Source organism: Streptomyces sp. WG7, assembly GCF_049975785.1.
Classification (GTDB): domain Bacteria; phylum Actinomycetota; class Actinomycetes; order Streptomycetales; family Streptomycetaceae; genus Streptomyces.
Map to the genome: position 1 here is coordinate 339,538 of NZ_JBNGGE010000001.1, position 25,235 is coordinate 364,772.

26 protein-coding genes are annotated in these 25,235 nt (G+C 73.1%); 13 read left to right on the plus strand and 13 right to left on the minus strand.

Annotated features, from left to right (window positions below; translation table 11 throughout):
- Positions 1-23: 23 nt before the first annotated feature.
- Positions 24-1,343: an ABC transporter substrate-binding protein gene (locus ACP4J0_RS01510; protein WP_426596751.1), complete on the plus strand. Its 1,320-nt coding sequence runs from the start codon at positions 24-26 to the stop codon at positions 1,341-1,343.
- 92 nt (positions 1,344-1,435) lie between these two features.
- Here ACP4J0_RS01510 and ACP4J0_RS01515 read toward each other — a convergent pair whose 3' ends face one another.
- Both ACP4J0_RS01515 and ACP4J0_RS01520 read right to left on the minus strand, forming a co-directional pair.
- Positions 1,436-3,241 carry a hypothetical protein gene (locus tag ACP4J0_RS01515; protein WP_426596752.1) on the minus strand — a complete coding sequence of 602 codons (1,806 nt, stop codon included), beginning with the start codon at positions 3,239-3,241 and terminating at the stop codon, positions 1,436-1,438.
- 201 nt (positions 3,242-3,442) lie between these two features.
- Entirely contained in the window at positions 3,443-4,828 is a 1,386-nt protein-coding gene (locus ACP4J0_RS01520) for a transcriptional regulator (RefSeq protein WP_426596753.1), read from the minus strand.
- 290 nt (positions 4,829-5,118) lie between these two features.
- Between ACP4J0_RS01520 and ACP4J0_RS01525 the strand changes: the two genes are divergently transcribed.
- The 3 genes from ACP4J0_RS01525 to ACP4J0_RS01535 all read left to right on the plus strand — a co-directional run bounded on the left by ACP4J0_RS01525 (position 5,119) and on the right by ACP4J0_RS01535 (position 8,435).
- Positions 5,119-5,772: a bifunctional DNA primase/polymerase gene (locus ACP4J0_RS01525; protein ID WP_426596754.1), complete on the plus strand. Its 654-nt coding sequence runs from the start codon at positions 5,119-5,121 to the stop codon at positions 5,770-5,772.
- A gap of 219 nt (positions 5,773-5,991) precedes the next feature.
- Complete coding sequence (locus ACP4J0_RS01530; protein ID WP_426596755.1) at positions 5,992-6,768, plus strand: ABC transporter ATP-binding protein; 777 nt, start codon at positions 5,992-5,994, stop codon at positions 6,766-6,768.
- A complete protein-coding gene (locus ACP4J0_RS01535) occupies positions 6,765-8,435 on the plus strand; it encodes a transporter (RefSeq protein WP_426596756.1) in 1,671 nt (556 codons plus the stop codon). Before ACP4J0_RS01530 ends, ACP4J0_RS01535 begins: the two co-directional genes overlap by 4 nt.
- Positions 8,436-8,762: 327 nt before the next feature.
- Here the strand turns inward: ACP4J0_RS01535 and ACP4J0_RS01540 are convergent, their stop codons facing one another.
- Positions 8,763-9,659 carry an alpha/beta fold hydrolase gene (locus tag ACP4J0_RS01540; RefSeq protein ID WP_426596757.1) on the minus strand — a complete coding sequence of 299 codons (897 nt, stop codon included), beginning with the start codon at positions 9,657-9,659 and terminating at the stop codon, positions 8,763-8,765.
- Positions 9,660-10,251: 592 nt separating this feature from the next.
- The gene (locus ACP4J0_RS01545) at positions 10,252-10,944 is read right to left on the minus strand and encodes a metal-dependent transcriptional regulator (RefSeq protein ID WP_279565498.1); all 693 of its coding nucleotides are present in this window, start codon (positions 10,942-10,944) and stop codon (positions 10,252-10,254) included.
- Between the two features lie 209 nt (positions 10,945-11,153).
- Between ACP4J0_RS01545 and ACP4J0_RS01550 the strand changes: the two genes are divergently transcribed.
- The gene (locus tag ACP4J0_RS01550) at positions 11,154-11,909 is read left to right on the plus strand and encodes an SIS domain-containing protein (RefSeq protein ID WP_426596758.1); all 756 of its coding nucleotides are present in this window, start codon (positions 11,154-11,156) and stop codon (positions 11,907-11,909) included.
- 113 nt (positions 11,910-12,022) lie between these two features.
- Here the strand turns inward: ACP4J0_RS01550 and ACP4J0_RS01555 are convergent, their stop codons facing one another.
- Both ACP4J0_RS01555 and ACP4J0_RS01560 read right to left on the minus strand, forming a co-directional pair.
- The gene (locus ACP4J0_RS01555; RefSeq protein ID WP_426596759.1) at positions 12,023-13,426 is read right to left on the minus strand and encodes a PAS domain-containing protein; all 1,404 of its coding nucleotides are present in this window, start codon (positions 13,424-13,426) and stop codon (positions 12,023-12,025) included.
- A gap of 524 nt (positions 13,427-13,950) precedes the next feature.
- Positions 13,951-15,051 carry a citrate synthase 2 gene (locus ACP4J0_RS01560; protein WP_426596760.1) on the minus strand — a complete coding sequence of 367 codons (1,101 nt, stop codon included), beginning with the start codon at positions 15,049-15,051 and terminating at the stop codon, positions 13,951-13,953.
- A gap of 253 nt (positions 15,052-15,304) precedes the next feature.
- Here ACP4J0_RS01560 and pdxH point away from each other — a divergent pair, with 253 nt between their 5' ends.
- Positions 15,305-15,982, plus strand: coding sequence for a pyridoxamine 5'-phosphate oxidase (pdxH, locus tag ACP4J0_RS01565; protein WP_426596761.1), 678 nt, complete (start codon positions 15,305-15,307; stop codon positions 15,980-15,982).
- 91 nt (positions 15,983-16,073) lie between these two features.
- Here the strand turns inward: pdxH and ACP4J0_RS01570 are convergent, their stop codons facing one another.
- Positions 16,074-17,057, minus strand: coding sequence for an EamA family transporter (locus ACP4J0_RS01570; RefSeq protein WP_426596762.1), 984 nt, complete (start codon positions 17,055-17,057; stop codon positions 16,074-16,076).
- 375 nt (positions 17,058-17,432) lie between these two features.
- On the opposite strand from ACP4J0_RS01570, the gene ACP4J0_RS01575 reads away from it, so the two are divergent.
- Both ACP4J0_RS01575 and ACP4J0_RS01580 read left to right on the plus strand, forming a co-directional pair.
- A complete protein-coding gene (locus ACP4J0_RS01575; RefSeq protein WP_426596763.1) occupies positions 17,433-17,885 on the plus strand; it encodes an NUDIX hydrolase in 453 nt (150 codons plus the stop codon).
- Between the two features lie 89 nt (positions 17,886-17,974).
- Positions 17,975-18,589 carry a dihydrofolate reductase family protein gene (locus ACP4J0_RS01580; protein WP_426596764.1) on the plus strand — a complete coding sequence of 205 codons (615 nt, stop codon included), beginning with the start codon at positions 17,975-17,977 and terminating at the stop codon, positions 18,587-18,589.
- Positions 18,590-18,664: 75 nt separating this feature from the next.
- Here the strand turns inward: ACP4J0_RS01580 and ACP4J0_RS01585 are convergent, their stop codons facing one another.
- The 3 genes from ACP4J0_RS01585 to ACP4J0_RS01595 all read right to left on the minus strand — a co-directional run bounded on the left by ACP4J0_RS01585 (position 18,665) and on the right by ACP4J0_RS01595 (position 20,066).
- Positions 18,665-19,144, minus strand: coding sequence for a DinB family protein (locus ACP4J0_RS01585; RefSeq protein ID WP_426596912.1), 480 nt, complete (start codon positions 19,142-19,144; stop codon positions 18,665-18,667).
- 182 nt (positions 19,145-19,326) lie between these two features.
- A complete protein-coding gene (locus ACP4J0_RS01590; protein WP_426596765.1) occupies positions 19,327-19,761 on the minus strand; it encodes a hypothetical protein in 435 nt (144 codons plus the stop codon).
- Positions 19,762-19,799: 38 nt separating this feature from the next.
- Positions 19,800-20,066, minus strand: coding sequence for a GntR family transcriptional regulator (locus tag ACP4J0_RS01595; protein ID WP_426596766.1), 267 nt, complete (start codon positions 20,064-20,066; stop codon positions 19,800-19,802).
- A gap of 156 nt (positions 20,067-20,222) precedes the next feature.
- On the opposite strand from ACP4J0_RS01595, the gene ACP4J0_RS01600 reads away from it, so the two are divergent.
- Positions 20,223-20,471, plus strand: coding sequence for a hypothetical protein (locus ACP4J0_RS01600; protein WP_426596767.1), 249 nt, complete (start codon positions 20,223-20,225; stop codon positions 20,469-20,471).
- Positions 20,468-20,752: a hypothetical protein gene (locus tag ACP4J0_RS01605; protein WP_426596768.1), complete on the plus strand. Its 285-nt coding sequence runs from the start codon at positions 20,468-20,470 to the stop codon at positions 20,750-20,752. The genes ACP4J0_RS01600 and ACP4J0_RS01605 overlap by 4 nt, the downstream gene beginning before the upstream one ends.
- Positions 20,753-20,874: 122 nt before the next feature.
- On the opposite strand, the gene ACP4J0_RS01610 is transcribed toward ACP4J0_RS01605, so the two are convergent.
- The 3 genes from ACP4J0_RS01610 to ACP4J0_RS01620 form a co-directional block, all read right to left on the minus strand.
- Complete coding sequence (locus ACP4J0_RS01610) at positions 20,875-22,476, minus strand: carboxylesterase/lipase family protein (protein WP_426596769.1); 1,602 nt, start codon at positions 22,474-22,476, stop codon at positions 20,875-20,877.
- A gap of 95 nt (positions 22,477-22,571) precedes the next feature.
- Positions 22,572-22,712 carry a hypothetical protein gene (locus ACP4J0_RS01615; RefSeq protein ID WP_426596770.1) on the minus strand — a complete coding sequence of 47 codons (141 nt, stop codon included), beginning with the start codon at positions 22,710-22,712 and terminating at the stop codon, positions 22,572-22,574.
- A gap of 56 nt (positions 22,713-22,768) precedes the next feature.
- Positions 22,769-23,584 carry a class I SAM-dependent methyltransferase gene (locus tag ACP4J0_RS01620; RefSeq protein WP_426596771.1) on the minus strand — a complete coding sequence of 272 codons (816 nt, stop codon included), beginning with the start codon at positions 23,582-23,584 and terminating at the stop codon, positions 22,769-22,771.
- Positions 23,585-23,639: 55 nt separating this feature from the next.
- Between ACP4J0_RS01620 and ACP4J0_RS01625 the strand changes: the two genes are divergently transcribed.
- From ACP4J0_RS01625 to ACP4J0_RS01635, 3 genes are all read left to right on the plus strand, one after another.
- Positions 23,640-24,359, plus strand: a complete 720-nt coding sequence (locus ACP4J0_RS01625; protein WP_426596772.1) for a GntR family transcriptional regulator — start codon at positions 23,640-23,642, stop codon at positions 24,357-24,359.
- Between the two features lie 189 nt (positions 24,360-24,548).
- Complete coding sequence (locus ACP4J0_RS01630) at positions 24,549-24,800, plus strand: hypothetical protein (protein ID WP_426596773.1); 252 nt, start codon at positions 24,549-24,551, stop codon at positions 24,798-24,800.
- Complete coding sequence (locus ACP4J0_RS01635) at positions 24,797-25,090, plus strand: hypothetical protein (RefSeq protein ID WP_426596774.1); 294 nt, start codon at positions 24,797-24,799, stop codon at positions 25,088-25,090. Before ACP4J0_RS01630 ends, ACP4J0_RS01635 begins: the two co-directional genes overlap by 4 nt.
- Positions 25,091-25,235 lie beyond the last annotated feature (145 nt).

Consider the following 25,235-nt stretch of genomic DNA (forward strand, 5'->3'; position numbering starts at 1 on the left):
GTGTGACGGAATCGTGCGGGTACATGACCGGAAGGCGACGCACGCGCAGCAGCTTCCTCCGCGGCCTCCGCGGCCGCTCCCGGGCCGCCCGCACCGGCGCGCTGTCGGCGGGTGCACTGGTGGCGGCGTGTACGTCGCTCACCACCGGCTGCGGGCTCGTCCCCGGTACCACGGGGGGTTCCGGGGACGACTCGATCACCGTCATGACCTGGGCGCCGCAGGACACGGGCGCGACCAACAAACCCGGCATGCCCGCCTTCGCGCAGGCCTACGCCCGCTGGATCAACGACCAGGGCGGCCTCGGCGGCCGCACGCTGAACGTCCTGACCTGCAACGACCACAACGACAGCGTGACCGCCGCGAAGTGCGCCCGCCGCGCCGTCAAGGAGGACGCGGTCGCCGTCGTCGGCTCCTACAGCCAGCACGCCGACGCCTTCCTGCCCGTACTGGAGGGCGCCGGCATCCCGTACATCGGCGGCTACGGCCTCACCAACCTGGAGTTCACCAGCCCGCTGTCCTACCCGGTCAACGGCGGTCAGCCCGCGCTGCTGGCCGGTCTCGGCAGCGCGCTCGCCGACTCCTGCGGGCCGGTCACGCTCGTCCGCCCCGACACCATCGTGGGTGACCAGCTGCCCACGCTGCTCGACTCGGGACTGACCTCGGGCGGCCACGGCCGGGCCCACGACCAGCGGGCGGCGGAGGACGCGACCGAGTACGACGGCCAGTCCGAGCGCGCGCTGGAACGGACGACCACCGACCCGGCGGAGCCGGGGTGCGTGGTGCCCGTCCTCGGCGACCGCACCGGCACCTTCATGGACTCCTTCCGGCGGGCCCGCGAGGACTACCCCGACGTGCGGACCGCGACCGTGCTCGGCAGCGTCGACCAGTCCACGGTCAACGCGAGCGGCGGCGCGTCGGGGCCCTACGAGGGGGCCTACGTCACCGGCTGGTACCCGGCGGTGAGCGATCCGGCCTGGGACGGGATGAAGAAGGTGATCAAGGAGGAGGCGTTCGGTGACAACCGCGTCGACGCGGCCGACGCCGGGGTGCAGACCACCTGGATCGCGTACACCGTCCTCAAGGAGGTCGTCGAGGCGCTCGGCGACGGCGAGGTCAGCGCCCACACCGTCACCCGCGCCCTCGACGACGGACTGGAGGTCGGCACGGGCGGGCTCACGCCGCCGCTCCAGTGGAGGTTCCAGGGCAAGCTGGCCTCGGTCGGCTTCCCCCGCCTGGTCAACACGGAGGTCACCCTGCAGGTCGTCCGGCAGGGCCGCCTGGTCTCGGCCCGCGAGGGCGCCCTGGACACCACCCGCACCCTGCGGAACACCGACGTGACCTGAGCGAGCCGCCGGCCCGAGGGCGCCCGACGGCGCGTTGACCGGGCAGAGGCCGCCCGCCGGCGCCTTGCGCGGGCCGAGGCGACCCGGCCGGGTCACAGCTGGGTCGGCTGGCGCTGTGTCAGGCCGTACTGCTTGGCGATGGCGTTCCAGAGCCGGGCGGCCGTGGCCTTCTCCTTGCTCGCCGTGCCGCTCGCCCGGTTGCCGGCCTGGGTCTCGCTGGTCGTGCGGGCCTTGCCCTTCTTGCAGCCCTTCTTGCCGGCCGTCTGGTCGGCCCAGGCCGCGTAGTGGTTGTCGGCCGACGCCGAGGCCTGCCACGCCTTGGTGAGGGCGGTGGTCAGCTCGGCGTGCTGCGGCAGCTTGTCCACGGACAGCTGGGAGAGGCTGGTGACCAGCCCGGTGCGCTGCTTGGCGGCCTCGCGCAGGTCCTTGGCCGCCTGGGGCAGGTTGTCGCAGGACTTCACGTCGGCGACGGCGTTGATCACCGTGGTCCGGCCGGTGCCGCTGTGGGCCAGCAGCTTGTCCAGCTCGACGGCCTGCTGCCGGACCGGATCGACGGACGGCGACGCGGAGGCCGACGCGGACGCGGACTCGGACACCGGAGCCGTGGCGGACACGGTCTGGTTGCCGCCCTTGTCCTCCTCGCCACCGCCGCCGGCCATCATCGCGCCGGCGCCGACCCCGACGACGGCGATACCGACGCCCACCGCCGCGAACAGCGGCAGGCGCGAACCGGTCCGCCCGCCACCGCGGCCGCCCCGGCCGCCGCCGTCGTCGTACCCGCGCCGCCTGCCGCCGCCCGGGCCCTGCGGGGCGTACGTGGAGGGGGCGCCGGGGCGCGGGGGCTGCGGCTCGTCGAAGCGGGGCATCTGCTGGGTGGACGAGGCCGGACCGTCGGCGCCCGGGGCGCCGCGGAAGAGGCTGTCGAACTCGGCGGGCGGCTGCCGCCCCTCCTCACCGCCGGGCGCGGCACCGAACGGGGCCGGGGCGGGGCCACCGGGCACGGGCGCGATGTACTGCGTGGCCTCGGCGTCGGGGCCGGGAACGGGCGCGGCGGGTGAGGCGGGGGCGGCGGGCTGGTGCCCGGCCCCGGGCTGCCCGGGGTACTGCGGGGCCCGGCCGAGGAACTGCGTCGACTCCGCCTGCGTCGGCGCGGGTCTCTCCGGAGGCAGCGCTCCCGGCGCCACGGGGGGTATGTACTGCGTCGCGCCCTCGTCCGCGGGCATCCCCACGGGGGGCACGGGGGGTATGTACTGCGTCACGCCCTCGTCCACGGGCATCCCGACCGGCGGCAGGTACTGGGTGGCGCCCTCGTCCACGGGCGGAAGAGGCGCGGACGGCTGGGGCGCGTGCGAGTGGGACCCGTGCGGGTGGGACGCGTGTGCGTGGGACGCGTGCGGCTGAGGCGCCTGCGGGTGGGACGCGTGCGGTTGAGGCACGTCCGGCCGGCCGTGCTGCGGGTACGGCGGCTGGGAGCCGTAGGGGTGGTGGCCGTCGGCCGCCGGTCCGCCGTACGCCGGGGCCTGCGCGCCCTCCGGCGGCAGGGGACCCGGTCCGGCCTGGGGCGGCAGGGCGCCGGGCGCCTGAGCCGGGCCGCTCTGCGCCGGCCAGGCGTGCGGAGCGGGCGGCTGGGCGGTCTGAGGGGATCCCCAGGGCTGGGCGCCGGGCGACGCGGGCCAGCCCTGGTCCGGGGGCGGGCTCTGCTGCTGCCCGGGACCCCACGGCTGGTCCCAGGCCTGTCCGCCGGGCGGCGCCGAGGTGGGCACGGGGCGTCCTGCCTGCGGGCCGGCGAGTCCGCCCGCCGGCCCCGGCAGCACGGGCTCGCCACCGTCCGAGGGCAGCACGATGCCTTCGTGCGCTTGCCGCGCCGAGGGCTCCTCGCCCTGTCCACTCTGCGTCACCGGGACTCCTACGAATGGGGGACCTTCGGAATCGTCGGCTCACGCTACCGGGTCCCCGCAGCCCACTGCCACGCAGCACCGGGCGACAGCTCCTTCCCCGCGACCGCAGTAACAAAACCGGGCCGCGGCACGCTGTTTACGGCATTTCCCGCTCACCACGCCGGTTCTTCCCGCCCGTTCCGCGTCCGCGGGCCCGTTCTTTCACGCGGCGACCTGCAGGTCGAGCCGTGCCCCGAACTCCCTTACCACCGTTTCCTCCCGGTACGGTTCCAGCCGGGCCTGGAAGTCGTCCAGATACTCGGCGCCCCGGTTCGAGCGCAGCGTCTCGAGGAGTTCCACGGCCTTCGTCGCGGTGTTGCAGGCCTGCTCGATCTCGCGCTGCTGCACCTGCGCGGTGGCGAGCAGCACATGCCCGATGGCCCGCCTGCGCGCCCGCGACTCGGGGTGTCCGTCCAGGGACTGCCGCGCGTACCGGGCCGCCGCGTCGGCCTGCCCGAGGTCCCGGTGGCAGTGCGCCAACTCGTCGGCGAGATAGGCCTCGTCGAAGTGCGCGATCCACACCGGGTCGTCCCCGGAGTCCGGATCGGCCGTCTCCATCGCGCCGACCGCCCGGCCGGCCGCCTCATGGGCCGCCCGCACATCGCCGAGCAGCGCGTGGCCGCGGGCCTCGGCCGCGTGGAACATCGCCTCCGCTCGCGGTGTCACCCGTCCGCGCGCGCCCTCCTGAGCCGCGCGCGCCAACTGGGCGATCTCGCGCGGGTTCCCGAGCTGCGCGGCCAGGTGGCTCATGGACGCGGCGAGGACGTACCCGCCGTACCCGCGGTCCCCGGCCGCCTGTGCCAGCCGCAGCGACTGGATGTAGTACCGCTGGGCGAGGCCCGGTTGCCCGGTGTCGACGGCCATGTATCCGGCCAGTTCGGTCAGTCGGGCGACCGTGGCGAACAGGTCCCGGCCGACCGCCTCCCGGTAGGAACCCGACAGCAGCCCGGACACGACGCTGTTCAGGTAGTGCACGACCACCGGGCGCACGTGCCCGCTGCCGTACTGGTGGTCCAGGTCCACCAGCGCCTGCGTCGTCGCCCGCACCGCCGCCACGTCGGACTGGCCCACCCGCGGCCCGGCCGAGCGCGAGACCTGCGGGTCGGGGGCGGAAATCAGCCAGTCGCGGCTGGGTTCGACGAGCGCGGACGCGGCGACGGAGGAGCCCGACAGGAAGTCCCGGCGTCCCACGTCACTGCGCCACAGCTCGCAGACCTGCTCGATGGCCCCCAGTACCGTCGGCGAGAACTGGAGGCCGACGCCCGACGCGAGGTTCTTGCCGTTGGCCATGCCGATCTCGTCGATCGTGACCGTGCGGCCGAGCTTGCGTCCGAGCGCCTCGGCGATGATCGCCGGTGCCCGGCCGCGCGGTTGCTGTCCGCGCAGCCAGCGGGCCACCGACGTCTTGTCGTACCGCAGGTCGAGACCGTGCTCGACCCCACAGATGTTGACCCGGCGGGCGAGGCCCGCGTTCGAGCAGCCCGCTTCCTGAATGAGCGCCTGCAGCCGTTCGTTCGGCTGCCGCGCGACGAGAGGCCTTGCGGCCATGGCGTACCCCCATGCGGTCTCATGCGGTTCGATGCGGTCCCGGCGGACGAGAAGGTCCGGCCGTGAAGATCAATGCCCCGTCGATGTGCCGACAATGCGAGACTTGCGAAGTTTGCGAGGATTGCCGGGGTGTTGGTCGGTGCGCCCCCAGACGTGGCTACCCAGCTCCGCGGCGAATCCTCCTGCGCGCCCCCGCACATGCACCCATGCGCCCCGGATGCGGAATCGATGCTCCTCCCCGCGCGCGCAACCCCCCGTAACCCCCGGTGAGCGCGGGAGTTGAGTTCCACGTGGAAGAGACCATCCCCGGCACCGAAGCCGCTCAGATCCCCCAGCAGCGCGGTATGTCGCTGCTGGAGACCGCCGTACGCTATGCCGAGGAACGCCACTGGGACGTGTTTCCCGGCACCTGGCTGGAGGCCGGTGACGGGGTGCAGCGCTGCTCGTGCGCGGACCCGGCGTGCGCCGCCCCGGGCGCGCACCCGGCGCGCGAGGACTGGGTGACGCAGGCGACGGGCAGTGCGACCGTCGCCCGCCGGATGTGGCAGAAGCAGCCGACCGCGTCGATCCTGCTCCCCACCGGCCGTACGTTCGACGCCGTCGACGTGCCCGAGACGGCGGGGTTCCTGGCGCTGGCCCGGATGGAGCGGATGGAGCTGACGCTCGGGCCGGTGACGCTGACGCCGGACCGGCGGATGCGGTTCTTCGTCCTGCCGGGGGCCGCGGTGAAGATGCCGGATCTGGTGCGGCGGTTGGGGTGGTCGCCGTCGTCCCTCGACCTGGCCGCGCTGGGGGAAGGCACGTATGTGGCCGCGCCGCCCACCCGTTACGGGACGCGGGGGGCCGTGCAGTGGGTGTGCCGCCCCACGGCGGCGAATCGGTGGCTGCCGGACGTGGAGGAGTTGATCTCGGCGTTGGCGTACGCGTGCGGCAGGGATCGTTAGGACCGGCTTGCCGTCTGCCGGGCCGCCGTCTCGTCTGCCGGGCCGCCATCTCGTCTGCCGGGCCGCCTTGCCGTCTACCGGGCCGCCGTCTCGTCTGCCGGGCCGCTGTCCGGCCGGCGGCCGCGGGTCCGCCGTGGTTGATCGCGCGGTGGATCGCGCGGTTCCCCGCGCCCCTCGCGTGCGCTTTCCCCCGTAGGGTCGAATCCGACGGAGGGAGACGTGGTGAGCGCGAACGCCGTGCGTGTGCAAGGGCTCTGGAAGCGGTTCGGGCAGCAGGTCGCCGTGGGCGGCATCGACCTCGAGCTGCCCGCGGGAAAGTTCATCGGCCTCGTCGGGCCGAACGGGGCCGGGAAGACCACCACCCTGTCCATGGTGACCGGGCTGCTCCGGCCGGACCAGGGGTCGGTCGAGGTCGTCGGGCACGACGTGTGGCGCGATCCGGCCGAGGTGAAGGCCAGGATCGGGGTGCTGCCCGAGGGGCTGCGGCTGTTCGAGCGGCTGTCGGGGCGGGAACTGCTCGCCTACACGGGGCGGTTGCGGGGGCTTCCGGGGGCGGAGGTCGACAAGCGGGCCACGCAGCTGCTCGACGTGCTCGACCTGTCCGGGGCCCAGCACAAGCTGGTCGTCGACTACTCGACCGGCATGCGGAAGAAGACCGGGCTGGCGGCCGCACTGCTGCACAACCCGGAAGTGCTGTTCCTGGACGAGCCGTTCGAGGGCGTGGACCCCGTCTCCGCGCAGACGATCCGGGGCGTGCTGGAGCGCTACACCGCCTCGGGGGCCACCGTCGTCTTCTCCTCGCACGTCATGGAGCTGGTGGAGTCGCTGTGCGACTGGGTGGCCGTCATGGCCGCCGGCCGCATCCGCGCCACCGGCACCCTGGCCGAGGTGCGCGGCGAGGCGGCCTCGTTGCAGCAGGCGTTCCTCGAACTCGTCGGTGCCGGGGGCCGGGACACGGGCTCCGACCTGGACTGGCTGGGCGGCGGGTCCCGATGAGCGCGCAGGCCGCACCCTTCGGCTCCGGCACTCCGGGCACGCCCGGCACGCCGGACGCGTCCGCCACGTCCGCCACGTCCGCCGCGCCCCTCACATCCGTCTTCGTGCGGCTGAAGCTGTCCCTGCTGCGCAACGGCCTGCGGCAGTCCGGCGGACGGCGGGCCGCCTACGTCGCCTCGGCCGTCGTCGTGCTGCTCTTCGCCGCGCTCCAGCTGATCGGCCTGGTCGCGCTGCGCGGACACGCGCACGTGGACTCCCTCGTCGTCCTGCTGGCGGCGGTGCTGGGCCTCGGCTGGGCGGTGATGCCGCTGTTCTTCCCGGGTGGGGACGAGACCCTCGACCCCACCCGGCTGGTGATGCTGCCGCTGCGGCCCCGCCCGCTGGTCCGGGCCCTGCTCACGGCCTCGCTGGTGGGCATCGGGCCGCTGTTCACGCTGTGCATGTTCGCCGGTTCCGTGGTCGCGGTCGCGCACGGCGGGGCGGCGTACGCCGTCGGCGTCGTCGGCGCGATCCTCGCGCTGCTGGTGTGCGTGACGCTCGCGCGGGCCGTCGCCGCCGCCAACGTACGGCTGCTGACCAGCCGCAAGGGCCGCGACCTGGCGGTACTGAGCGGACTGGTCGTCGCGGTCGGCGCGCAGCTCGTCAACTTCGGCGCGCAGCGGCTGGGCTCGTCGGGGCTGGAGCAGCTCGACCCGGCGGCCGGCGTGCTGCGCTGGGTGCCGCCCGCGTCGGCGATCGGCGCGATGGACGCGGCGAGCGAGGGCTCGTACGGTGTCGCGTTCGGCCAGCTGGCGGTGACCGCGGCGGCCCTCGTCCTGCTGCTGTGGGTGTGGGAGCGGCATCTGACGCGGCTGATGACCACGCCGGACGGATCGACGCTGCGGAGCGACACGCGCCCGGTGCGCGAGCGCGGCTCGTCGGGACTCGCCCGGCTGCTGCCCGCGGGCCGCACGGGTACGACGATGGAACGCACCCTGCGCTACGTGTGGCGCGACCCGAAGACCAAGGCGGCGTGGGTGACGTCGCTGGCCATCGGCCTGATCGTGCCGGTGTTCAACGCCTGGCAGGGCACCGGCTCGGTGTACTTCGCGTGCTTCGCCGCCGGGATGCTCGGCATCCAGATGTACAACCAGTTCGGGCAGGACACGTCCGCGTTCTGGATGGTCGCGATGACGATCTCGTCGACGCGGGACGCGTACGTCGAGCTGCGGGCCCGTGCGCTGGCCCTGCTGCTGATCACCCTGCCGTACGCCACCCTCGTCACGGTCCTGACCACGGCGATCCTCAACGACTGGCGGACGCTGCCCGAGGCCCTGGGCCTGTCCTTCGCCCTGCTGGGCGCGATGCTGGCGACCGGCGCGTGGACCTCGGCGCGCTTCCCGTACTCCATCCCGCAGGAGGGGTACAAGAACGTCGCCCCCGGTCAGGTCGGACTGGCCTGGATCTCGATCGTCGGCGGCATGGCCGGCGCGGCCCTGCTGTGCGCTCCCGTGATCGCGCTGACGCTCTGGCTGAACCTCAGCGGGGGCGGCGACGCGTCGAGCCTGCTGCTGCTGCCGGTGGGCGCGGCGTACGGCGCGGCGCTGACGCTGCTCGGCCTGCGGCTGGCCGCACCCCGCACGGCGGGGCGGCTGCCGGAGATCCTCACGGCGGTCAGCAAGGGGTGACGGGCCGCCGGGGAGGGCCTGCGGCGGCCGACGGCCGACGGCCGACGGCAAGGGACCGGCGGCCGGCAGCAAGGGACCGGCCGCCGAAGAGCCGGCGGCAGCCGGTGAAGCGGCACCGGCCACCTGGGAGAACCGGCGGTGACCGGCAAAGGCGACCCGGCCGCCAAGGAGGGCCGTCGGCGACCGGCGAGGGGGCCGGCGGTGGCCTGCAAAGAGGACCCGGCCGCCAAGGAGAACCGACGACAACCGGCAAAGGCGACCCGGCCGCCAAGGAGGGCCGACGGCAACCGGCAAAGGCGACCCGGCCGCCGGGGAGGCCGCCCGTGGTCAGCTCTCCCGGAGGCTGTCCAGGAAGGGCTCGATGGCCGCCCGCCACGCCTCCGGCTGGTCGTAGTGGACGAGGTGGCCGGCGTCGCCGACCTCCGCGTACTGGCCGTGCGGCAGCACACGGACCATCTCCTGGGCCTCGGCGCGGCCCAGCTCGCCGTCGAGGCCGCGGACGACCAGGGTCGGGCAGCGGACCTGGGCCAGCTCCTCCCAGTGGGCGTCGTAGATCCAGGTCTCGCGGGACCGGAGCATCTGCTCCGGCTCGAAGACGGGCCGCCAGCCGTCCGCGGACTCGGCCATCACCTCGGCGTAGAAATCGCCCCGGGCCGGATTCGGGCGCTCCACCCACGGGTCGTCCTCGCCGAACCACTTGCGTACGTCGGCGAGCGTGGCGAAGGGGACCGGCCAGGCGCGGAACCACTCGGTCCAGGTGTGCTGCGAGGCGGCGCCGAGCGCGGAGGCCCGCATGTCGCAGATGATCAGGCCGCGGACCAGGTCAGGGCGTTTGGCGGCGAGCTGCCAGGCGGTCAGCGCGCCCATGGCGTGGCCGATCAGGACGGCCGGGCCGAGGCCGAGCTGTTCCAGGGCGGCCTCGACGTCCTCGATGTAGGCCTCCCGGGTGTAGGACGCCCGCGGGGGCTTGTCGCTGCGGCCGTGGCCGCGCTGGTCGAGGGCGACGGCCCGGTGGCGGGCGGAGAGCCAGCGGGCCGTGGGGGCCCAGTGCGAGGCGCGGCCCATCAGGCCGTGCAGTAACAGCACGCCCGGGAGGTCGCCGGCCTTGCCGTGCGTCCCGGCCCGTGTCCCGTCATGCGTCCGGTCGTTTTTGGGAGGGTCGCCGAACTCCCAGGCCGCGAGGCGTACGCCGCCCGCGCCGGTCACGTCGATGCGCCGCGCCATAGGTTGGCACCCCCAAGCTCCGCTCGGACCGCTCGCCCCTCACGGGTCGGCCGGTCCTGTGAACCGTGTCCTGCCTGCCGTACCTGCCGTACCTCGTCGTTCCTGCCGCCGTGCCCGCCGCCGGGTCAACGGCCCTTCGACGTCCGCAGAGTATCGAATACTCATTCGAAACTGCTGTCTCGGCGGGCAACACCCCTCATTCGAGTGACACCCTTCAGGGATTGATCGCCGTCGCCGGGGGGAGATCTTCATCGGGAGGCGGACCGCTCGGGGAAAACGGTCCGAGGGGATTGACCCTGAGAGCTCGGGGCTCCGGGTCAGCACAGGGGAGGACAGGCCCCGGCGCCACACGGCGCCGGGGCCCTCTCGATCTCTCCGGCAACGCCCTCCCCCTCTCCGACCGGCGACATCGCTGTCACGCCACCGCGGCCAAGCGGCCAAGAGCCCCTTACGTCATATGCCTCACGCCACAGCCTTGCACGCGAAGCGTCCGGACGCTGCTGTTCGGCTCACTGAACCCGGAATCGGCGCGATCGCGCGGTGCCGCGCGGTCCCCCGGGTGACGGGACGCCGCCGGTCCCCCGACCGCCGCTCAGCGCTTGGCGACGAACACGTGGGAGGCGACGTCCGACTCCAGCTCGGCCGCCTCGCCGCCGCTGCCCACGAGCACACCGCCCGCCGACTCCGTCACGCTCACCACCGAGCCGGGCTGCACACCCGCCCGGCGCAGCGTGTACATCAGCTGCGCGTCCGTCTGGATCGGCTCGCCGATGCGGCGCACGACGACCGTCTTGCCCTCGAGACCCGGGTCCAGGTCGGCGAGCGACACCATGCCCTCGTCCAGGAACGGATCGGCGCCGTCCGTCTCACCCAGCTCCTCCAGGCCCGGGATCGGGTTGCCGTACGGCGACTCAGTCGGGTGCCGCAGCAGCTCCAGCACGCGGCGCTCGACGGCCTCGCTCATCACGTGCTCCCAGCGGCACGCCTCGGCGTGCACCTGCTCCCACTCCAGCCCGATCACGTCGACGAGCAGGCACTCCGCGAGCCGGTGCTTGCGCATCACGCGGGTGGCCAGCCGACGGCCCTCCTCCGTCAGCTCCAGATGCCGGTCGGCCGCCACGGACACCAGTCCGTCGCGCTCCATCCGCGCCACCGTCTGGCTGACCGTCGGACCGCTCTGATCGAGCCGTTCGGCGATCCGGGCGCGCATCGGGACCACACCTTCCTCCTCCAGCTCGAGGATGGTGCGGAGATACATCTCCGTGGTGTCGATCAGTCCGGACATACGTGCCCCTTGATGAGATTGCCGGAGGCTACGGCCCACCGGCGCGTGCGCTGGCCCTGTGTTCAATTCTGACGCATACCACCGACAACCGTGCCTCGCCGCGAAAACCCGGGCCCGTGCGGCCCACCCCGCCGTATTGACACCGCACTGGTCCAGACCGCACGGTGATCCGCGACGCAGCCACAGCCGCCACACCGAAGGGGCCCCGCATGAGCGACCGCAAGCCGGCCGGCCAGTTCATCGACGCGGCGATCGACCTCCTGCGACGCGTCCGCGACGAGGAGGCCGACACCATCGAGGCGGCCGGCACACTGCTCGCCGACACCGTGCGGAACGGCGGCCGGCTCTTCGCCTTCGGCGCCGGTCACTCCTCCCTCGCCGCCCAGGACGTCGTCTACCGCGCCGGCGGACTCGCCCTGATGAACCTGCTCGCCGTGCCCGGCGTCGTCGGCGTCGACGTGATGCCGGCCACGCTCGGCTCCGCGCTGGAACGCGTGGACGGTCTCGCGAGCGCCGTACTCGACTCCTCGCCGCTCCGCGAGGGCGACGCGCTGGTGATCATCTCCCTCTCCGGGCGCAACGCCCTGCCCGTGGAAATGGCCGTGAACGCCCGCGCGCTCGGCGTGCGGGTCATCGGTGTGACCTCGGTGGCGTACGCCTCCGAGACCAGGTCGCGGCACGCCTCCGGCACCTTCCTCAAGGACCACTGCGACATCGTGCTGGACTCCAAGATCGCCGTCGGCGACGCGGAACTCACCCTCGACACCGTCCCGGCGCCCTTCGCCCCCGCCTCCACGGTCGTCACCAGCGCCCTCCTCCAGGCCGTGATGGCCACGGCGGCCGCCGCCCTCGCCGACCGCGGCATCGAACCGCCGCTGCTGCGCTCGGGCAACGTGGACGGCGGCCACGAATGGAACGGGCGGGTCATGGAGCAGTACGGGGACCGGATCTTCTACCGCCACTGAGACCGGGGCGGGCGGACGCGATCGCCACCACTGGGACCGGGGGCGGACGCGATCGCCACCACTGGGACGGGGGGGGCGGACGCGATCGCCCGGCACCGCCCGCCGGCGCCCCGCTACCGCTTCTCGACCGCGCCGGCCAGATCCAGGGCCGTCGCGATCCGGACCGCCACGTCCTCGGCGTACATCGCGTCGGACCTCTCGAACGCGCTCCGCCCCGAGCCCCGCAGGAACGTCACGACGCCCAGCGTCCGGCCCCGGCTGCGCAGCACGGCGCACAGGCCGTGCACCGTGTCCGCCGGCCACTGCCTAGCCGCGGCCCACTCACGCACCCGCTCCGCCGGCAGCTCCCGGACACCGGCACTGGCCCGCACCGAACCCGCCCGCTCCACGCACTGCACCGCCGGATGCCCCTCGCCGTAGCGCACCGGCATCCCGGCCGTCCCGGCCGGCAGGCTCGGCCCCGGCGCGCCGGACGGCGTGGCCGCGACCCGCACCAGCCGGACCGGCTCCGCCGCGTCGGTGTCGGCCACCGCCCCGCCCATGACCCGGTCGATCAGGGCGTGGTCGGCGAACCCGGCGAGCGCGAAGTCGAGGTGGACGACCGCCGCCTCCGCCGGGTCCTCGCACTCGGCCGCCGCCCGCGCCGCGCGGTGCAGCTGGTTGGCCCGAAACCGCAGCAGCGACGCCTCCTGCTCACCCTGCTTCGACTCCGTGACGTCCTGGAACAGCCAGCCGACGCCCAACGGCACCGGCTCCTCCGCGAGCGGCGACGCCAGCCGCACGAACCCGCTGCGCCAGCACCGGCGCCGCTCCCCCTCCGGGGACCGCACGCTCACCCACACCTCGGCGGGCGCGGGCGGCGCGCCCTCCGCCAGCACATGCGTCAGCGCGTTCTCCAGCTCCTCCACGCCCTGGGCGAGCAGATCGCCGAGCGGGCGGCCCAGTACGGACGTGCGCCCGGTACCCAGCGCCCGCGCCGCGTGGGCGTTCACGACGGCGGGACGCAGATCCACGTCCACCAGCACGACGCCCCAGCTCGCGTCCTCGAGCAGGGCCTCGCTCAGCGCGATGGACCGCTCCAGGTCGATCTGCGCGTGCACCTCGCTGAACGCGCAGTACACCCCCGCGGGCCGGCCGTCGGGACCGCGTACGGCAGCGGACTGGGTGCGCACCAGCACCCGCCCGCCGTCCTTGGTCAGCAGCGCGAACTCGTGCACCTGCCGTCCCGGGGCCCGCATCACGGACAGCAGCCGCTCCTCGACCTCCCCGGCGTCCGCCCTGCGCACGGCCCATCCGGCGAAGCCCTGCCGCCCGACGGCCTCGGCCGCGGTCCAGCCGAGGATCCGCTCCGCCTCGCGGTTCCAGTGCGTGACGACACCGTCCGCGTCGAACGCGCACAGCGCGGCGTCCATCCCGTCGAGCAGCGCGGCCAACAGGTCCGCGCCGTCCCGCTCGGGCTGTGCCGGCTCGTCCGGTCCCAGCTCGTCGGTGGTCCCTCTACGCCGGGAAGCACTCACCTGGACCCCCTGCAGGCTGCGTCCGCCGCACCGTACGCCGGTTCGCTCACTGGCCATCACTGGCCTTCATTCAACTCGAACGTGATGCAGCACACATCTAGTTCCCGCAAGATTGCGGAAATCGTTGTGCTGCGGAAACTCGGCATACGCCCCCGTCATGAGGGGTGCGAGGCCAGCCGCGGAACGGCAGGTGACCAGCGAAGAAGCGTTCATGGGAGACAGGCCGCGAAGCGACTCGGAAAACCGCGGAAAAAACCGATTGATCGGTGGCCGAACGGTTCCTAGGGTGTGCAGTACACGAGAAGGGAGGTGGTTCGGCAGATGTATGAGAACCGGACGCGTGAGGTGGCTGCGGGCTAGCGGCCCGTCACCACACGGAGTGCGGTGCCGGACCAGCGCGTGACAGACGCGTGCAGCCGGCCCAATCCCCAGCAGTCACCCGACCCGCGAGTCGCCGGTACGTCCGGTCGGCTCCTCTCCGGAGGAACCAGACTCGCGGGTCGTCTGCGTGTACGGGGTCGGCGTCAGCTCGCGATGGCGTCGTAGCCCTCGATCTCGCGCGGGTCGCGGGAGCCGGGGCCGACGTAGCGGGCGGAGGGGCGGACCAGGCGGCCGGTGCGCTTCTGTTCCAGGATGTGCGCGGACCAGCCGGCCGTGCGGGCGCAGGTGAACATCGAGGTGAACATGTGCGCCGGGACCTCGGCGAAGTCCAGCATGATGGCCGCCCAGAACTCGACGTTGGTGGCCAGGACCCGGTCGGGGCGGCGGGCGTGGAGCTCGGCCAGGGCGGCCTTCTCCAGGGCCTCGGCGACCTCGAAGCGGGGGGCGCCCAGTTCGCGGGCGGTGCGGCGCAGGACGCGGGCGCGGGGGTCCTCGGCGCGGTAGACGCGGTGGCCGAAGCCCATGAGGCGCTCGCCCGCGTCGAGGGTCTTCTTGACGTAGGCCTCGGCGTCCCCGGTGCGTTCGATCTCCTCGATCATGTGCAGGACGCGGGAGGGGGCGCCGCCGTGCAGCGGGCCGGACATGGCGCCGACGGCTCCGGAGAGGGCGGCGGCCACGTCGGCGCCGGTGGAGGCGATGACGCGGGCGGTGAAGGTGGAGGCGTTCATGCCGTGCTCGGCGGCGGAGGTCCAGTAGGCGTCGACGGCGGCGACGTGCTTGGGATCGGGCTCGCCGCGCCAGCGGATCATGAAGCGTTCGACGACGGACCGGGCCTTGTCGATCTCGCGCTGCGGGACCATGGGCAGGCCCTGGCCGCGGGCGGACTGGGCGACGTAGGACAGGGCCATGACGGCGGCGCGGGCGAGGTCGGCGCGGGCCTGTTCGGCGTCGATGTCGAGGAGCGGTTTGAGGCCCCAGACCGGTGCGAGCATGGCGAGGGCGGACTGGACGTCGACGCGGATGTCGCCGGAGTGGACGGGGATCGGGAAGGGTTCGGCGGGCGGCAGGCCGGGGTTGAAGGCGCCGTCGACGAGCAGGCCCCAGACGTTGCCGAAGGAGACGTGCCCGACGAGGTCCTCGATGTCGACGCCGCGGTAGCGGAGGGCGCCGCCTTCCTTGTCGGGTTCGGCGATCTCCGTCTCGAACGCGACGACTCCTTCGAGCCCGGGTACGAAGTCGGACATCAGGCGGCTCCTCGTGATCGTATGTGTGGCGACCGGCCCGTCTCGGATCACCGGGTCCTGCGGATCCACGGTCGTACGACGACTCGCGGTCCTGGTCTGCGGTCACCCCTGTGATGCCCCGTCCGGCCGGGGGTCATCCAACCGGGACGGGACCAGCACGATATCTCCGAGTGCCACCTTTGGGGAGGGGTCGCGGCACTGAGTGCCACATGGTGACGAAGGACGCAGTGGAGGGCGCGGTGGATGCGGCAGGATGGCCGGTGTGACCGACCGCGATGCCGTCCCCTTCGATCTCGCCTCGATGCGCAAGCAGTACCGGGCCGAGGGGCTTTCCGAGTCCGAGCTGGCCGCCACGCCCGTGGAGCAGTTCGCGCGCTGGTTCAAGCAGGCCGCGACGGAGGGCGGGCTGTTCGAGCCGAACGCCATGGTCGTCTCCACGGCGGACGCCGAGGGCCGGCCCAGTTCCCGCACGGTGCTGCTGAAGCACTTCGACGAGCAGGGGTTCGTCTTCTACACCAACTACGACTCCCGCAAGGGGCGCGAGCTGGACGAGAACCCGCACGCCTCGCTGCTGTTCCCGTGGCATCCGATGGCCCGGCAGGTCATCGTGACGGGGACGGCGCGGCGCACCGGGCGGGACGAGACCGCCGGGTACTTCCGGACGAGGCCGCACGGCTCGCAGCTGGGCGCGTGGGCCAGCGCCCAGTCCTCGGTGGTGGCGGGCCGGGACGCCCTGGACGCCGCGTACGCCGAGCTGGCGGCGCGCTATCCGGAGGGCGAGCGGGTGCCGGTGCCGCCGCACTGGGGCGGGTTCCGGGTGGTGCCGGACGCGGTGGAGTTCTGGCAGGGGCGGGAGAACCGGCTGCACGACCGGCTGCGGTACGTGGCGGAGGCGGACGGGAAGTGGCGGGTGGAGCGGCTCAGTCCGTGACGCGCCGCCGCTGGAAACGCCCCACCCGTACGCCGTGCGGTGGCCGTCGAGGAGTGTGTTCACGCTCCGCCCGGTCGGGCGGTCGGCGGGATCACCGTACGTCGGCCTCCGGCCCCGGAAGCTCACGCTTCCCCCTGCTCCCCCGTCCCACCTGGGTCCGCACCGCTCCCATGCTGGCCGCGATGACCAGGGCGATGGCGGCGGACTGGGTGGCGGACAGAGCCTGGTCGAGGACGAGGAATCCGGCCGCCGCGGCGATGGCGGGCTCCAGGCTCATGAGGATGGCGAAGGTGGGTGCGGGCAGCCGGCGCAGGGCGAGGAGTTCGAGGGTGTAGGGCAGCACGGAGGAGAGCAGGGCGACCCCGGCGCCCAGCGCGAGCGTGGACGGTTCGATGAGCTTGCCGCCCGACTCGGCGATGCCCAGCGGCAGGAACAGCACCGCCCCGACCGCCATCGCGAGGGCCAGCCCGTCGGCCTGAGGGAAGCGGCGGCCCGTACGTGCGCTGAAGACGATGTACGCCGCCCACATCACGCCCGCCCCCAGCGCGAAGGCGGCACCGGCCGGGTCGAGGCTGTCGAAGCCTCCGCCGCCGAGGAGGAAGACGCCGGCGAGGGCGAGCGCGGCCCAGACCAGGTTGATCGCGCGGCGGGAGGCGAAGACGGACAGGGCGAGCGGGCCGAGCACCTCCAGGGTGACGGCGGGGCCGAGGGGGATGCGGTCGACGGCCTGGTAGAAGAGGCCGTTCATGCCGGCCATGGCGATACCGAAGACGACGACCGTGCCCCAGTCGGCCCGGGAGTGGCCGCGCAGCCGGGGCCTGCAGACGAGCAGCAGGACGACGGCGGCCACGGCCAGCCGCAGGGTCACCACGCCGAGCGCACCGGCCCGGGGCATGAGGCTCACCGCCAGTGCGGCGCCGAACTGCACGGAGAGGCCACCGGCGAGGACCAGGCCGACCGGCCCCAGGGTGCCGCGGCCGCTCGGGGCGCCCGTCGGGGCGGACGGGGACCCCGGGCCCTCCCCGGATGCGGCGGCGGCCGGGGTGGACGGGGTGGCGGCGCTGGGGGTGGTCACGGGGCCTTCCTGGGGGCTTGGCACGGGAACGGGACTCCTGCCGGGCGTCGGGCGGCGCACTGCACCTGCACTGCGCCTGCACTGCACCGACCGCTCCAGGGTAATGACCTCCGGACAGGACCGTGCAATGTTTACGCACCTGACGATGGGTCCCTCGCCCCGCCCGGGTCAACCCCGTCCGGCATCCGGACCGGACGCCGCCCTGTCCTCCGGGCCGGTGACGCCGGGCCGGGCACCGCCGCCGTCGGCGAGGCCGGGGCGGGGCGGGACGCGAGCGGGTGCGGGGGACGGCCGGTCGGCCGGGCGCCGCGGCGGGTACCGTCCCCTTGGCTGATGCCGCTGCCCGCCGCCCCACCACCACACTCCCGAGGTCCCGTGCGACGACTCCTTGCCCGTCTCTGGCGGCTCCTGCGCCCCTTCCAGAGCCGCGTCATGTGGTTCCTGAACGCCAAGTTCGTCGTCGGCGTGACCGGCGTCGTGCGCGACGACGAGGGGCGCGTCCTGCTGCTGAAGCACCGGATGTGGCCGCCGGGCCGCCAGTGGGGTCTGCCGAGCGGCTTCGCGCACAAGGGCGAGGACTTCCGGCAGACCGTGGTCCGCGAGGTCAGGGAGGAAACGAACCTCGACGTGGAGGCGGGCCGCCTGGTCATGCTGAACAGCGGCTTCCGCACCCGCTTCGAAGTGGCCTACGAGGCCCGTCTGCTGGGCGGTGAGCTGCGCATCGACCCGTTCGAGATCCTGGAGGCCCGCTGGTGCCGCCCGGACGAACTCCCCGAGGGCGTCCAGCCGGTGTGCCATCCGCTGATACGGGGCGAGACGGTGCCCTGAACCGCCCACGCGGACGGTGTCGAGAACGCGGTCTCCCGATCGACGTGAGGGTGAAGGCAGCACACCCCACGACCTCGGGAGCACCCCTCATGACCGTGACCGCGGACCTGGCCATCACCCTCGACGGCTACGTCGCCGGCCCGAACGTCACCCTCGACAACCCGGGCGGCGACGGCGCCGAACCGGTCTTCGACTGGATCCACACCCTGGCGAGCTGGCGGGAGCGCCAGGGCATGTCCGGCGGGGTGGAGAACCGCGACTCGGAGCTGATTCGCGAGTGGTTCGACGCCACCGGAGCCGTGGTCATGGGCCGGATGATGTACGACACGGGCGAGGAGTTCTGGGGCGACAACCCGCCGTTCCGCACCCCGGTCTTCGTCCTCACCCACCGGCCCCGCCCCACCCTGGTGAAGGAGGGCGGCACCACCTTCACCTTCGTCACCGACGGCATCCACAGTGCCCTGGACCAGGCGAAGGCCGCCGCCGGGGACCGGAACGTCGACATCGCGGGCGGGGCGAGCACGGTGCGGCAGTACCTCGGAGCCGGGCTCATCGACGAACTCCAGCTGCACGTGGTGCCCGTGCTCCTCGGCGACGGGCTGCGCCTCTTCGAGGGGCCGGGCGCGGTGCGGCACGGCCTCGAACAGCTCAGGGTCGTCGAGACGCCCCTGGCCACCCACCTGAAGTACCGCTTTCCGAAGTGACCCGTCCGGACCGGCCGGGCGACTTCCAGTAGCCGTACGACAGCCGAACGACAGCGTACGGCCGGACGCCGCCGGTCAGCCCATGCTTTTGGCACCGTCCAGGGACTCGCGGATGATGTCGGCATGGCCGGCGTGCTGGGCGGTCTCGGCGACGATGTGCATCAGCACCCGGCGGGCCGACCACTGCCTGTCGGCCTCGAACCACGGGGCCTTCGGCAACGGCTGCGTGGCCCCCAGGTCGGGCAGCGTGGCGACCAGTTCGTCGGTCCGGCGGGCCGCCTCGGCGTAGTCGGCCAGGACGCCGGCCAGCGTCTCACCGGGCAGCAACCGAAACTCGTCGGCCCGCTGGGCCCAGTCGGCCTCGGTCATGGCCGTGAAGTCTCCCATCGCCGACGGGCCGTTCACGATGAAGTCCGCCCAGCTCCGCTCGACCGAGGACACGTGCTTGATCAAGCCGCCCAGGCAGAGCTCACTCGCGGTGGTCCGGAGTCCGGCCTGCTCGTCGGTGAGGTCACGGGTGGTGAAGCGCAGGAAGTGCCGTTGGTGGGCCAGCATCTCCAGCAGGTCGGCGCGCTCACCGGTGACGGCCGGGGCCTCGGCCGGGTCGCCGGTGGTCAGGTCGCCGGTGGTCAGGTCGCGGGTGGTCGACTCGTCGAGAGTGGTCACGGTCTCCGCCTTCCGGTGTTCTGCTCCGTCGGTCGAGACCACGCTATGAGTCATATAGGTCCGATCGCGTCCTAAATCAGCCATAGCGGCGAGGACGGAGGCGCCTGGAGGGCGATCCCACCGCCGCCCATCAGCAGGGCTATCCCGGCATCGTCCTGGGTGAGGTACTGGCACCGGCCGACCCCCGTCCCGTCCCCCGCCCCGTACGCGACCTCGATACTCCCGCCCTTCACACTCCCCATCGAGCCGAAGGCCAGGCCGGGGTGACCGTCCCCGTCGAAGTCGGCGGCGCCCTCAGGCGCGGGCCGCCCCGACGCGGGCGCGGCGGTGCCGTGGACCGGGGTGCGGCACGCGTACGGCGCGGCGATGTCGGCCGGCTCGCTGGTCGCGGTCACCACACCCACGGCGACCGCCAGCACGACGACAGCCGCCCCACCGCCGATCAGCGGGGGTCGCTTGCCGATGCGTCGCTGTGGCGCTTCCGATCGATCGTCCGAACCGGCCATACGGACGATCACGCTCCGGCCGCGCCACGCGGTTCCGATCAGGCACCCGGGCCAGGGCCCTCGCCATCCGCCGCCGTCCGCTCCGCGACGAAGGAGCCGAGGCCGGGCTCCGTGTAAGTCAGCCCCTCCTCGCGCAGCGCCCGCAGGACCTTGTGCGCCGTCGCGTTGGCGATCCCGAACTCCGCGGTGAGCTGTACGACGGAAGGCACGCGTGTACGCGGCGGGTAGGTGCCGTCGGCGATGCGGCCGCGCACCACCTCGGCGACCTGACGCCAGCGGGGGATGTCGGGAACGAACTCGATCACCGATTCAGCATGAGCATTCTTGGCGCGATAGGCGATACGTAGAATCCCTAGCATGCCTAGAATGCCTCGTGTCACGTGCAGAGCTGTCAGACCCCCGCGACGGGTGGAGCCGTCCGGGGGCACGGCCACCAGCTGTACCTGATCGGAGCTGATGACATGACCGACCTTATCGGCCGCCTCGTCGCACGACTGATGCCCGAATCCCGTGGCACCCACCACCGCACCAGCCGCCCGCGTCCGGCGGCCCGCACCGCACCGCCCCATCCGGACTCCACCGGCGTCGACCCCCTCCCCTCCCACCGCAGCCCCTACAGCCTGCCCACCACCCTCGACGGCACCGAGACCGTGGCCGTACGCCCGTACCTCCTCGCGGGCGCGCCGTACGAACTGGAGGTGGCGGCATGACCCGACCACCCGAGCCGCGTCTGCTGCCCTGGACCGGCCCCGAGGGCAAGCCCTGTTACCTGATCACCGACAACGACGGCGGGCCCGTGTCACGGCTGGCCGACGCCACCGAGTCCACCCGGCTCGGCATGGGCGCCGAACTCCTCGGTCACGCCCGGGCCCTCCTCCCGGACACCCCGCACGGCGAGCTCCGCTTCCTCGCCGAGCGCCTCACCGAAGCCCTCGCGGACGCACTGCGGGTGGCCGAGAGCCGAGGACGGAGGCTGCGCGGGCTCAACTGAGCGGGCCGAGGACACTCGGGCCGTTCTGTCCTCCGTTTCTGGGGACCGCCCCAACCCCGGGGCGGCAGCCCTTGCAGGACGGGCACAGATCGAGGGCGTCCCGGACCTCCGTGCGGCCGGGGTCAGCCCAGGGACTTCCAGAAGTCGTACTGGTGGTCCTTCGCGAAGTCGACCGGGCGGATGCCGCCCGGTCCCGACGCGAGCGAGCGTGCGTTCAGCGCGGACGGGGTGGTCGCCTTCCAAGGGGCCTCACCCCTGCGGGCGAAGTCGGACCAGATACGGATCATCGCGTCGGACAGGGCTCGCTGGGGCTCGGTGAGCGAGTCGAACTCGGTGAGCTCGAAGAGGTAGGGCAGCTCGAAGGTGTGCGCGGCGCCCATCGGGAAGGAGGGCTTGGCGTACGTTTCGGCATCGGCGTACCAGGGTGTCTCCCGGTCGGCGAACTCGTAGATGTAGGTGCGGACAGCGCGGGCGAGCGCGCGGCCGGTGTCGACGGTGTACCGGGCCTGGTCGGCGTCGGTGAGGACCGCCGACAGGGCAAGGGCCGGGCTGCCGTCGTACGCGGAGACGGGGTACCGGGCGGCGACGGCGGCGGCCTTCTCCGGGCCGAAGTCCTCCTCCAGGCGGGCGCGGTAGTCGGCCTCGTCGAGGGTGGCTTCCGGGTCCCGGGTCGCGTACCTCTTGGCCAGCTCCGCCCCGTACACCATCGCGCGGCCCTCTTCGCGGTTGATTCCCTGCAGCACGGGCACCTTGTTGAACCTGCCGGTGGTGATGGCCTCCTGGGGAGTGCGCGGCAGCAGCTCGCCGCCGTAGACCGGCCCGTACGGGTAGGGGGTCTGTCCGAAGTCGTACACCAGGTGCCGGGGGTCCGCCGTGCGCCAGTCGGACGTCCCGCCGCTCTCCGTGATCCTTTCCTCGATCGCCTCGGCGGCATCCTCGCCCTGGCCCAGCGCGTCGGCGCGCTCGCGCGTCGCGCCGGCGCGCAGGCACGCACCGCTCTGCAGGACGACCCGGTCGAAGAGGCCGGCCGAGGACGGGGCGACCAGATGCGCGCACGTGCTGGTGGCACCGGCGGACTCGCCGAAGAGCGTCACGTTCTCCGGGTCTCCGCCGAAGGCGGCGGCGTTGCGTTCCACCCAGCGCAGTGCCGCCTGCTGGTCGAGGAAGCCGTAGTTGCCGGACTCGCCCCGGCGTTCCAGGTCCGGATGGGCCAGGTAACCGAGTGCGCCGAGGCGGTAGTTGACCGTCACCACGATCACGTCGCCCTGGGCGGCCAGTCTCCGGGCGCCGTGCATGGCACCCGCGCCGTCGGTGTGGTCGCCACCGTGCAGGTAGACCATCACGGCCCGCGGCCTGTCGGACGCGGCACGCGGCGTGGTGACGTCGAGGAAGAGGCAGTCCTCGGTGGAGGACGCGGGCCCGGCCGGCGGGACGGCCCCGGTCTGGGGGCAGGCGGCACCCGGTTCGGTGGCGTCCCGCACCCCGTGCCAGCGTCTCGCGGGCGCCGGGGGTGCCCAGCGGCGTTCGCCGGTGGGCGGGGCGGCGTAGGGGATGCCCTGGAACGTGCGTACCGCGCCGGCGGCCGTCCCGCGCACCGGGCCCTTGTCGGTGCGTACGACGACCCGGTCGCCGTGTCCTGCCGCCGCGGCGGCGGTGCCCGCCGCGGCCACGGTGCCCGCGGTCAGAGCGAGGGCGATGACTGTGTGCGCTGTCCTCTTCAACATGGGGCAGACACTAGGAAGTTGCGGATCTCGACAGCAGCCGGGCAGCCACCGCCCACGGGGTGGTGCCGGCACCACCCCGGAGCGTCCCGCGGGCCCTACCGGGCGACCCCTCCGCCGCCCATCAGAAGGCCCAGCCCCTCGGTGTCGTCGAAGGTCTCCCCGGACAGCCGGGTGACGCCCCCGGTGTCCGGGGAGACGAGGACCGTGTTCTCGTCCTGCGGTTCCTCACCGGGCACGCCCGGCGTGCCGTGGCCGGCGGTCGATCGGCACCCCGCCGAGTGGCCCGCCTTCCTCACTCCTGCCGACGCCCCACCGCCAGCAGATGCGAACTCGCGGCCAGCAACTCCGGGTACGGCTCGGCCATACGGGCGGCGGTGAGGACGGACTCGAACAGGCTCGACTCGCGGAACGACTGGCCGGTGTTCCGCTCCGCCGCCGCCAGCAGCGACCAGGCAGGTCCCTCGATCCCGAAGACGTCCGCGCCGACGAAGCCTGCCGCCGCCACCTCGTCGCGCAGCTGCTCCCCGCTGTGGAAGTAGGCCGTGGTGAACGCCTTCTTCCCGTCATGGATCCGGGTGGCGAGGATCTTGCCGATGCTCTCCCTCATCGACTCCTTGTGCAGGTGCGCGTACGCGGCATGCTCGAAGAGGGACGCGTACCGGTTGATGCCGGCGACCGCCAGCAGACCGCCGGGCTTGAGCACACGGCGGGCCTCTGCCAGTGCACGGTCCCGGTCCGCCCGTTCCGGCAGGTGATAAAGGGGTCCCAGCATGAGCACGACGTCGTAGGAACCGGTGCCGGCCGTGAGGCTTCTGGCATCACCGAGTTCGACACTCGCGCCCGTGACCCTGGCCTGTTCCACGTGCCGGGGAATGGGATCGACCAGGTGAACGGCGTACCCGTCTGCAACGAGCCAGCGCGCGTGTGTACCGGGCCCGCCGCCGACATCGAGTACCCGAGCCCTCGGGGAGGGGAGGTACCGGCGCAGCAACTCCTGCGTACGTACCATCTCCAGACGCCCGTCGGCGGTGGTGACCAACCGGGCCGCCTCGTCGACGGTCTCGCTGTAGAACCTCACGATCTCCGGCGTCACCTCAAGGCTCGTCATCCGTGCATTCTGGTGTCGAACCGGTGGACCAGTCCAGTGATCGGGAAAGAGTGTCATGCCGCTACTGAAGTACGAGCAGATCGCCGCTGATCTGCGCACCCGGATCGCGAACGGTGAGTTCGGGCCGGGTGACCTGCTGCCATCAGGCCGTGACCTGGCCGAACAGTGGGGCGTATCGCGGGCCACCGTGGTCAAGGCGTACGACATCCTGCGCCACGACGGTCTCGTCGTCGCACGCCAGGGCTCCGGCTTTCTTGTCACGGAGACTCCTGTCGCCCGGCCCGCCGGTGGACGTCGGGCGGGTTCCAGTCGGCTGTCGGGCGGAACACCGTACCGCCGCCTCGGCGCACCGGACCGTGCAGTCCCGCCTGCTCACGTCGCCGATGCCTTGGGACTGGCGCACGGCGAGGAGGCCTTGCGTCGGGTCCGGCTCATGCTCCTCGACGACGGCTCGCCGCACAGTCTGGTGACCGCGTGGTTTCCGGCCTCGGTGGCGGACGCCGCGCCACGCCTGTCCGCGAGGGGGCCGATCGCCGAGGGCACGACACATTACGTCCGCCGCGAGACGGGCCGTGCCCCCGTGGAGGGCCACGACGTGACCACCGTGCGCCTGGCCACGGACGAAGAGGCGCACCTCCTGGAAGTGGAACAGCCGACCGCAGTCGCCGTCGTCCTGCACACGGCGTTCGACCAAGGGCACCGCGCATTGGTGTGCGAGGAGGGCGTCACGCCCTCCCACGTCTTCGAGCAGACCGACAACTACCCGATGCGGTAAGGGAACTGACGTTCCGCTTGACTGGACCGGTCCACCGGTCCAGTCTGTGTTGCTGTGCCCACATGGACAGCGCTCCGTCGCGCTGCCTCGGCCGCCCCTGCCACGCACGCCGACACGGCAAGACCCCGGCGGCCGTCCGACCGGCCCCGGGGCGTGGCCACCAGCTGACTCCTGATCGGAGCTGATGACATGACCGACCCTATCGGCCGCCTCGCCACCTGGGTGAGCCTCCTGCTCAGCCCCCGAGGCACTCACCGCCGCACCAGCCCACGCCCAGGGGCCTGCCCCGCACCGCACCGTCCGGCCGCCGCCGACGTGGTCCCCCTCCCTTCCCACCGCAGCCCCTACGGTCTCCCCTCCGTCCTCGACGGAACCGAGACAGCGGCTGTACGCCCGTACGTCCCCGCAGGCGCGCCGTACGAACTGGAGGCGGCGGCATGACCCAGTCACCCGAGCCCCGCCTGCTCCCCTGGTCCGGCCCCGAGGGCAAGCCCTGTTACCTGATCACCGACGACGACGGCGGCCCCGTCTCCCGCCTGGCCGACACCACCGAGTCCACCCAGCTCGGGATGGGCCTCCAACTCCTGGCCCACGCCCGCTGTCTCCTCCCGGACGCGCCGCACGGCGAACTCCGCTACCTCGCCGAGCGACTGGCGGAGTGCCTCGCCGACGTCCTACGGGTGGCCGAGAGCCGCGGCCGACGGCTGGACGCCTTCGACTCGGCGAACTGAGACACAAGCGGACGGCGGCCCCGGAACTCTCCTTCGGGGCCGTCCCGCCCCAGCCGACGGTGAGGCCGGGGCTATCGGACCCGCCGGTTCCGCTACTCAGATGAGCGCGAAAAGTACATCAACCCGACTTTGTTCACGCTTTCTT

Bases quoted from the DNA above. Each gene is read 5' to 3' on its own strand.
- ACP4J0_RS01510 (WP_426596751.1), top strand. From the start codon at position 24: ATGACCGGAAGGCGACGCACGCGCAGCAGCTTCCTCCGCGGCCTCCGC.
- ACP4J0_RS01520 (WP_426596753.1), bottom strand. From the start codon at position 4,828: ATGGCCGCAAGGCCTCTCGTCGCGCGGCAGCCGAACGAACGGCTGCAG.
- ACP4J0_RS01535 (WP_426596756.1), top strand. From the start codon at position 6,765: ATGAGCGCGCAGGCCGCACCCTTCGGCTCCGGCACTCCGGGCACGCCC.
- ACP4J0_RS01540 (WP_426596757.1), bottom strand. From the start codon at position 9,659: ATGGCGCGGCGCATCGACGTGACCGGCGCGGGCGGCGTACGCCTCGCG.
- ACP4J0_RS01545 (WP_279565498.1), bottom strand. From the start codon at position 10,944: ATGTCCGGACTGATCGACACCACGGAGATGTATCTCCGCACCATCCTC.
- ACP4J0_RS01550 (WP_426596758.1), top strand. From the start codon at position 11,154: ATGAGCGACCGCAAGCCGGCCGGCCAGTTCATCGACGCGGCGATCGAC.
- ACP4J0_RS01560 (WP_426596760.1), bottom strand. From the start codon at position 15,051: ATGTCCGACTTCGTACCCGGGCTCGAAGGAGTCGTCGCGTTCGAGACG.
- pdxH (WP_426596761.1), top strand. From the start codon at position 15,305: ATGGCCGGTGTGACCGACCGCGATGCCGTCCCCTTCGATCTCGCCTCG.
- ACP4J0_RS01580 (WP_426596764.1), top strand. From the start codon at position 17,975: ATGACCGTGACCGCGGACCTGGCCATCACCCTCGACGGCTACGTCGCC.
- ACP4J0_RS01585 (WP_426596912.1), bottom strand. From the start codon at position 19,144: ATGCTGGCCCACCAACGGCACTTCCTGCGCTTCACCACCCGTGACCTC.
- ACP4J0_RS01590 (WP_426596765.1), bottom strand. From the start codon at position 19,761: ATGGCCGGTTCGGACGATCGATCGGAAGCGCCACAGCGACGCATCGGC.
- ACP4J0_RS01600 (WP_426596767.1), top strand. From the start codon at position 20,223: ATGACCGACCTTATCGGCCGCCTCGTCGCACGACTGATGCCCGAATCC.
- ACP4J0_RS01605 (WP_426596768.1), top strand. From the start codon at position 20,468: ATGACCCGACCACCCGAGCCGCGTCTGCTGCCCTGGACCGGCCCCGAG.
- ACP4J0_RS01610 (WP_426596769.1), bottom strand. From the start codon at position 22,476: ATGTTGAAGAGGACAGCGCACACAGTCATCGCCCTCGCTCTGACCGCG.
- ACP4J0_RS01620 (WP_426596771.1), bottom strand. From the start codon at position 23,584: ATGACGAGCCTTGAGGTGACGCCGGAGATCGTGAGGTTCTACAGCGAG.
- ACP4J0_RS01625 (WP_426596772.1), top strand. From the start codon at position 23,640: ATGCCGCTACTGAAGTACGAGCAGATCGCCGCTGATCTGCGCACCCGG.
- ACP4J0_RS01630 (WP_426596773.1), top strand. From the start codon at position 24,549: ATGACCGACCCTATCGGCCGCCTCGCCACCTGGGTGAGCCTCCTGCTC.
- ACP4J0_RS01635 (WP_426596774.1), top strand. From the start codon at position 24,797: ATGACCCAGTCACCCGAGCCCCGCCTGCTCCCCTGGTCCGGCCCCGAG.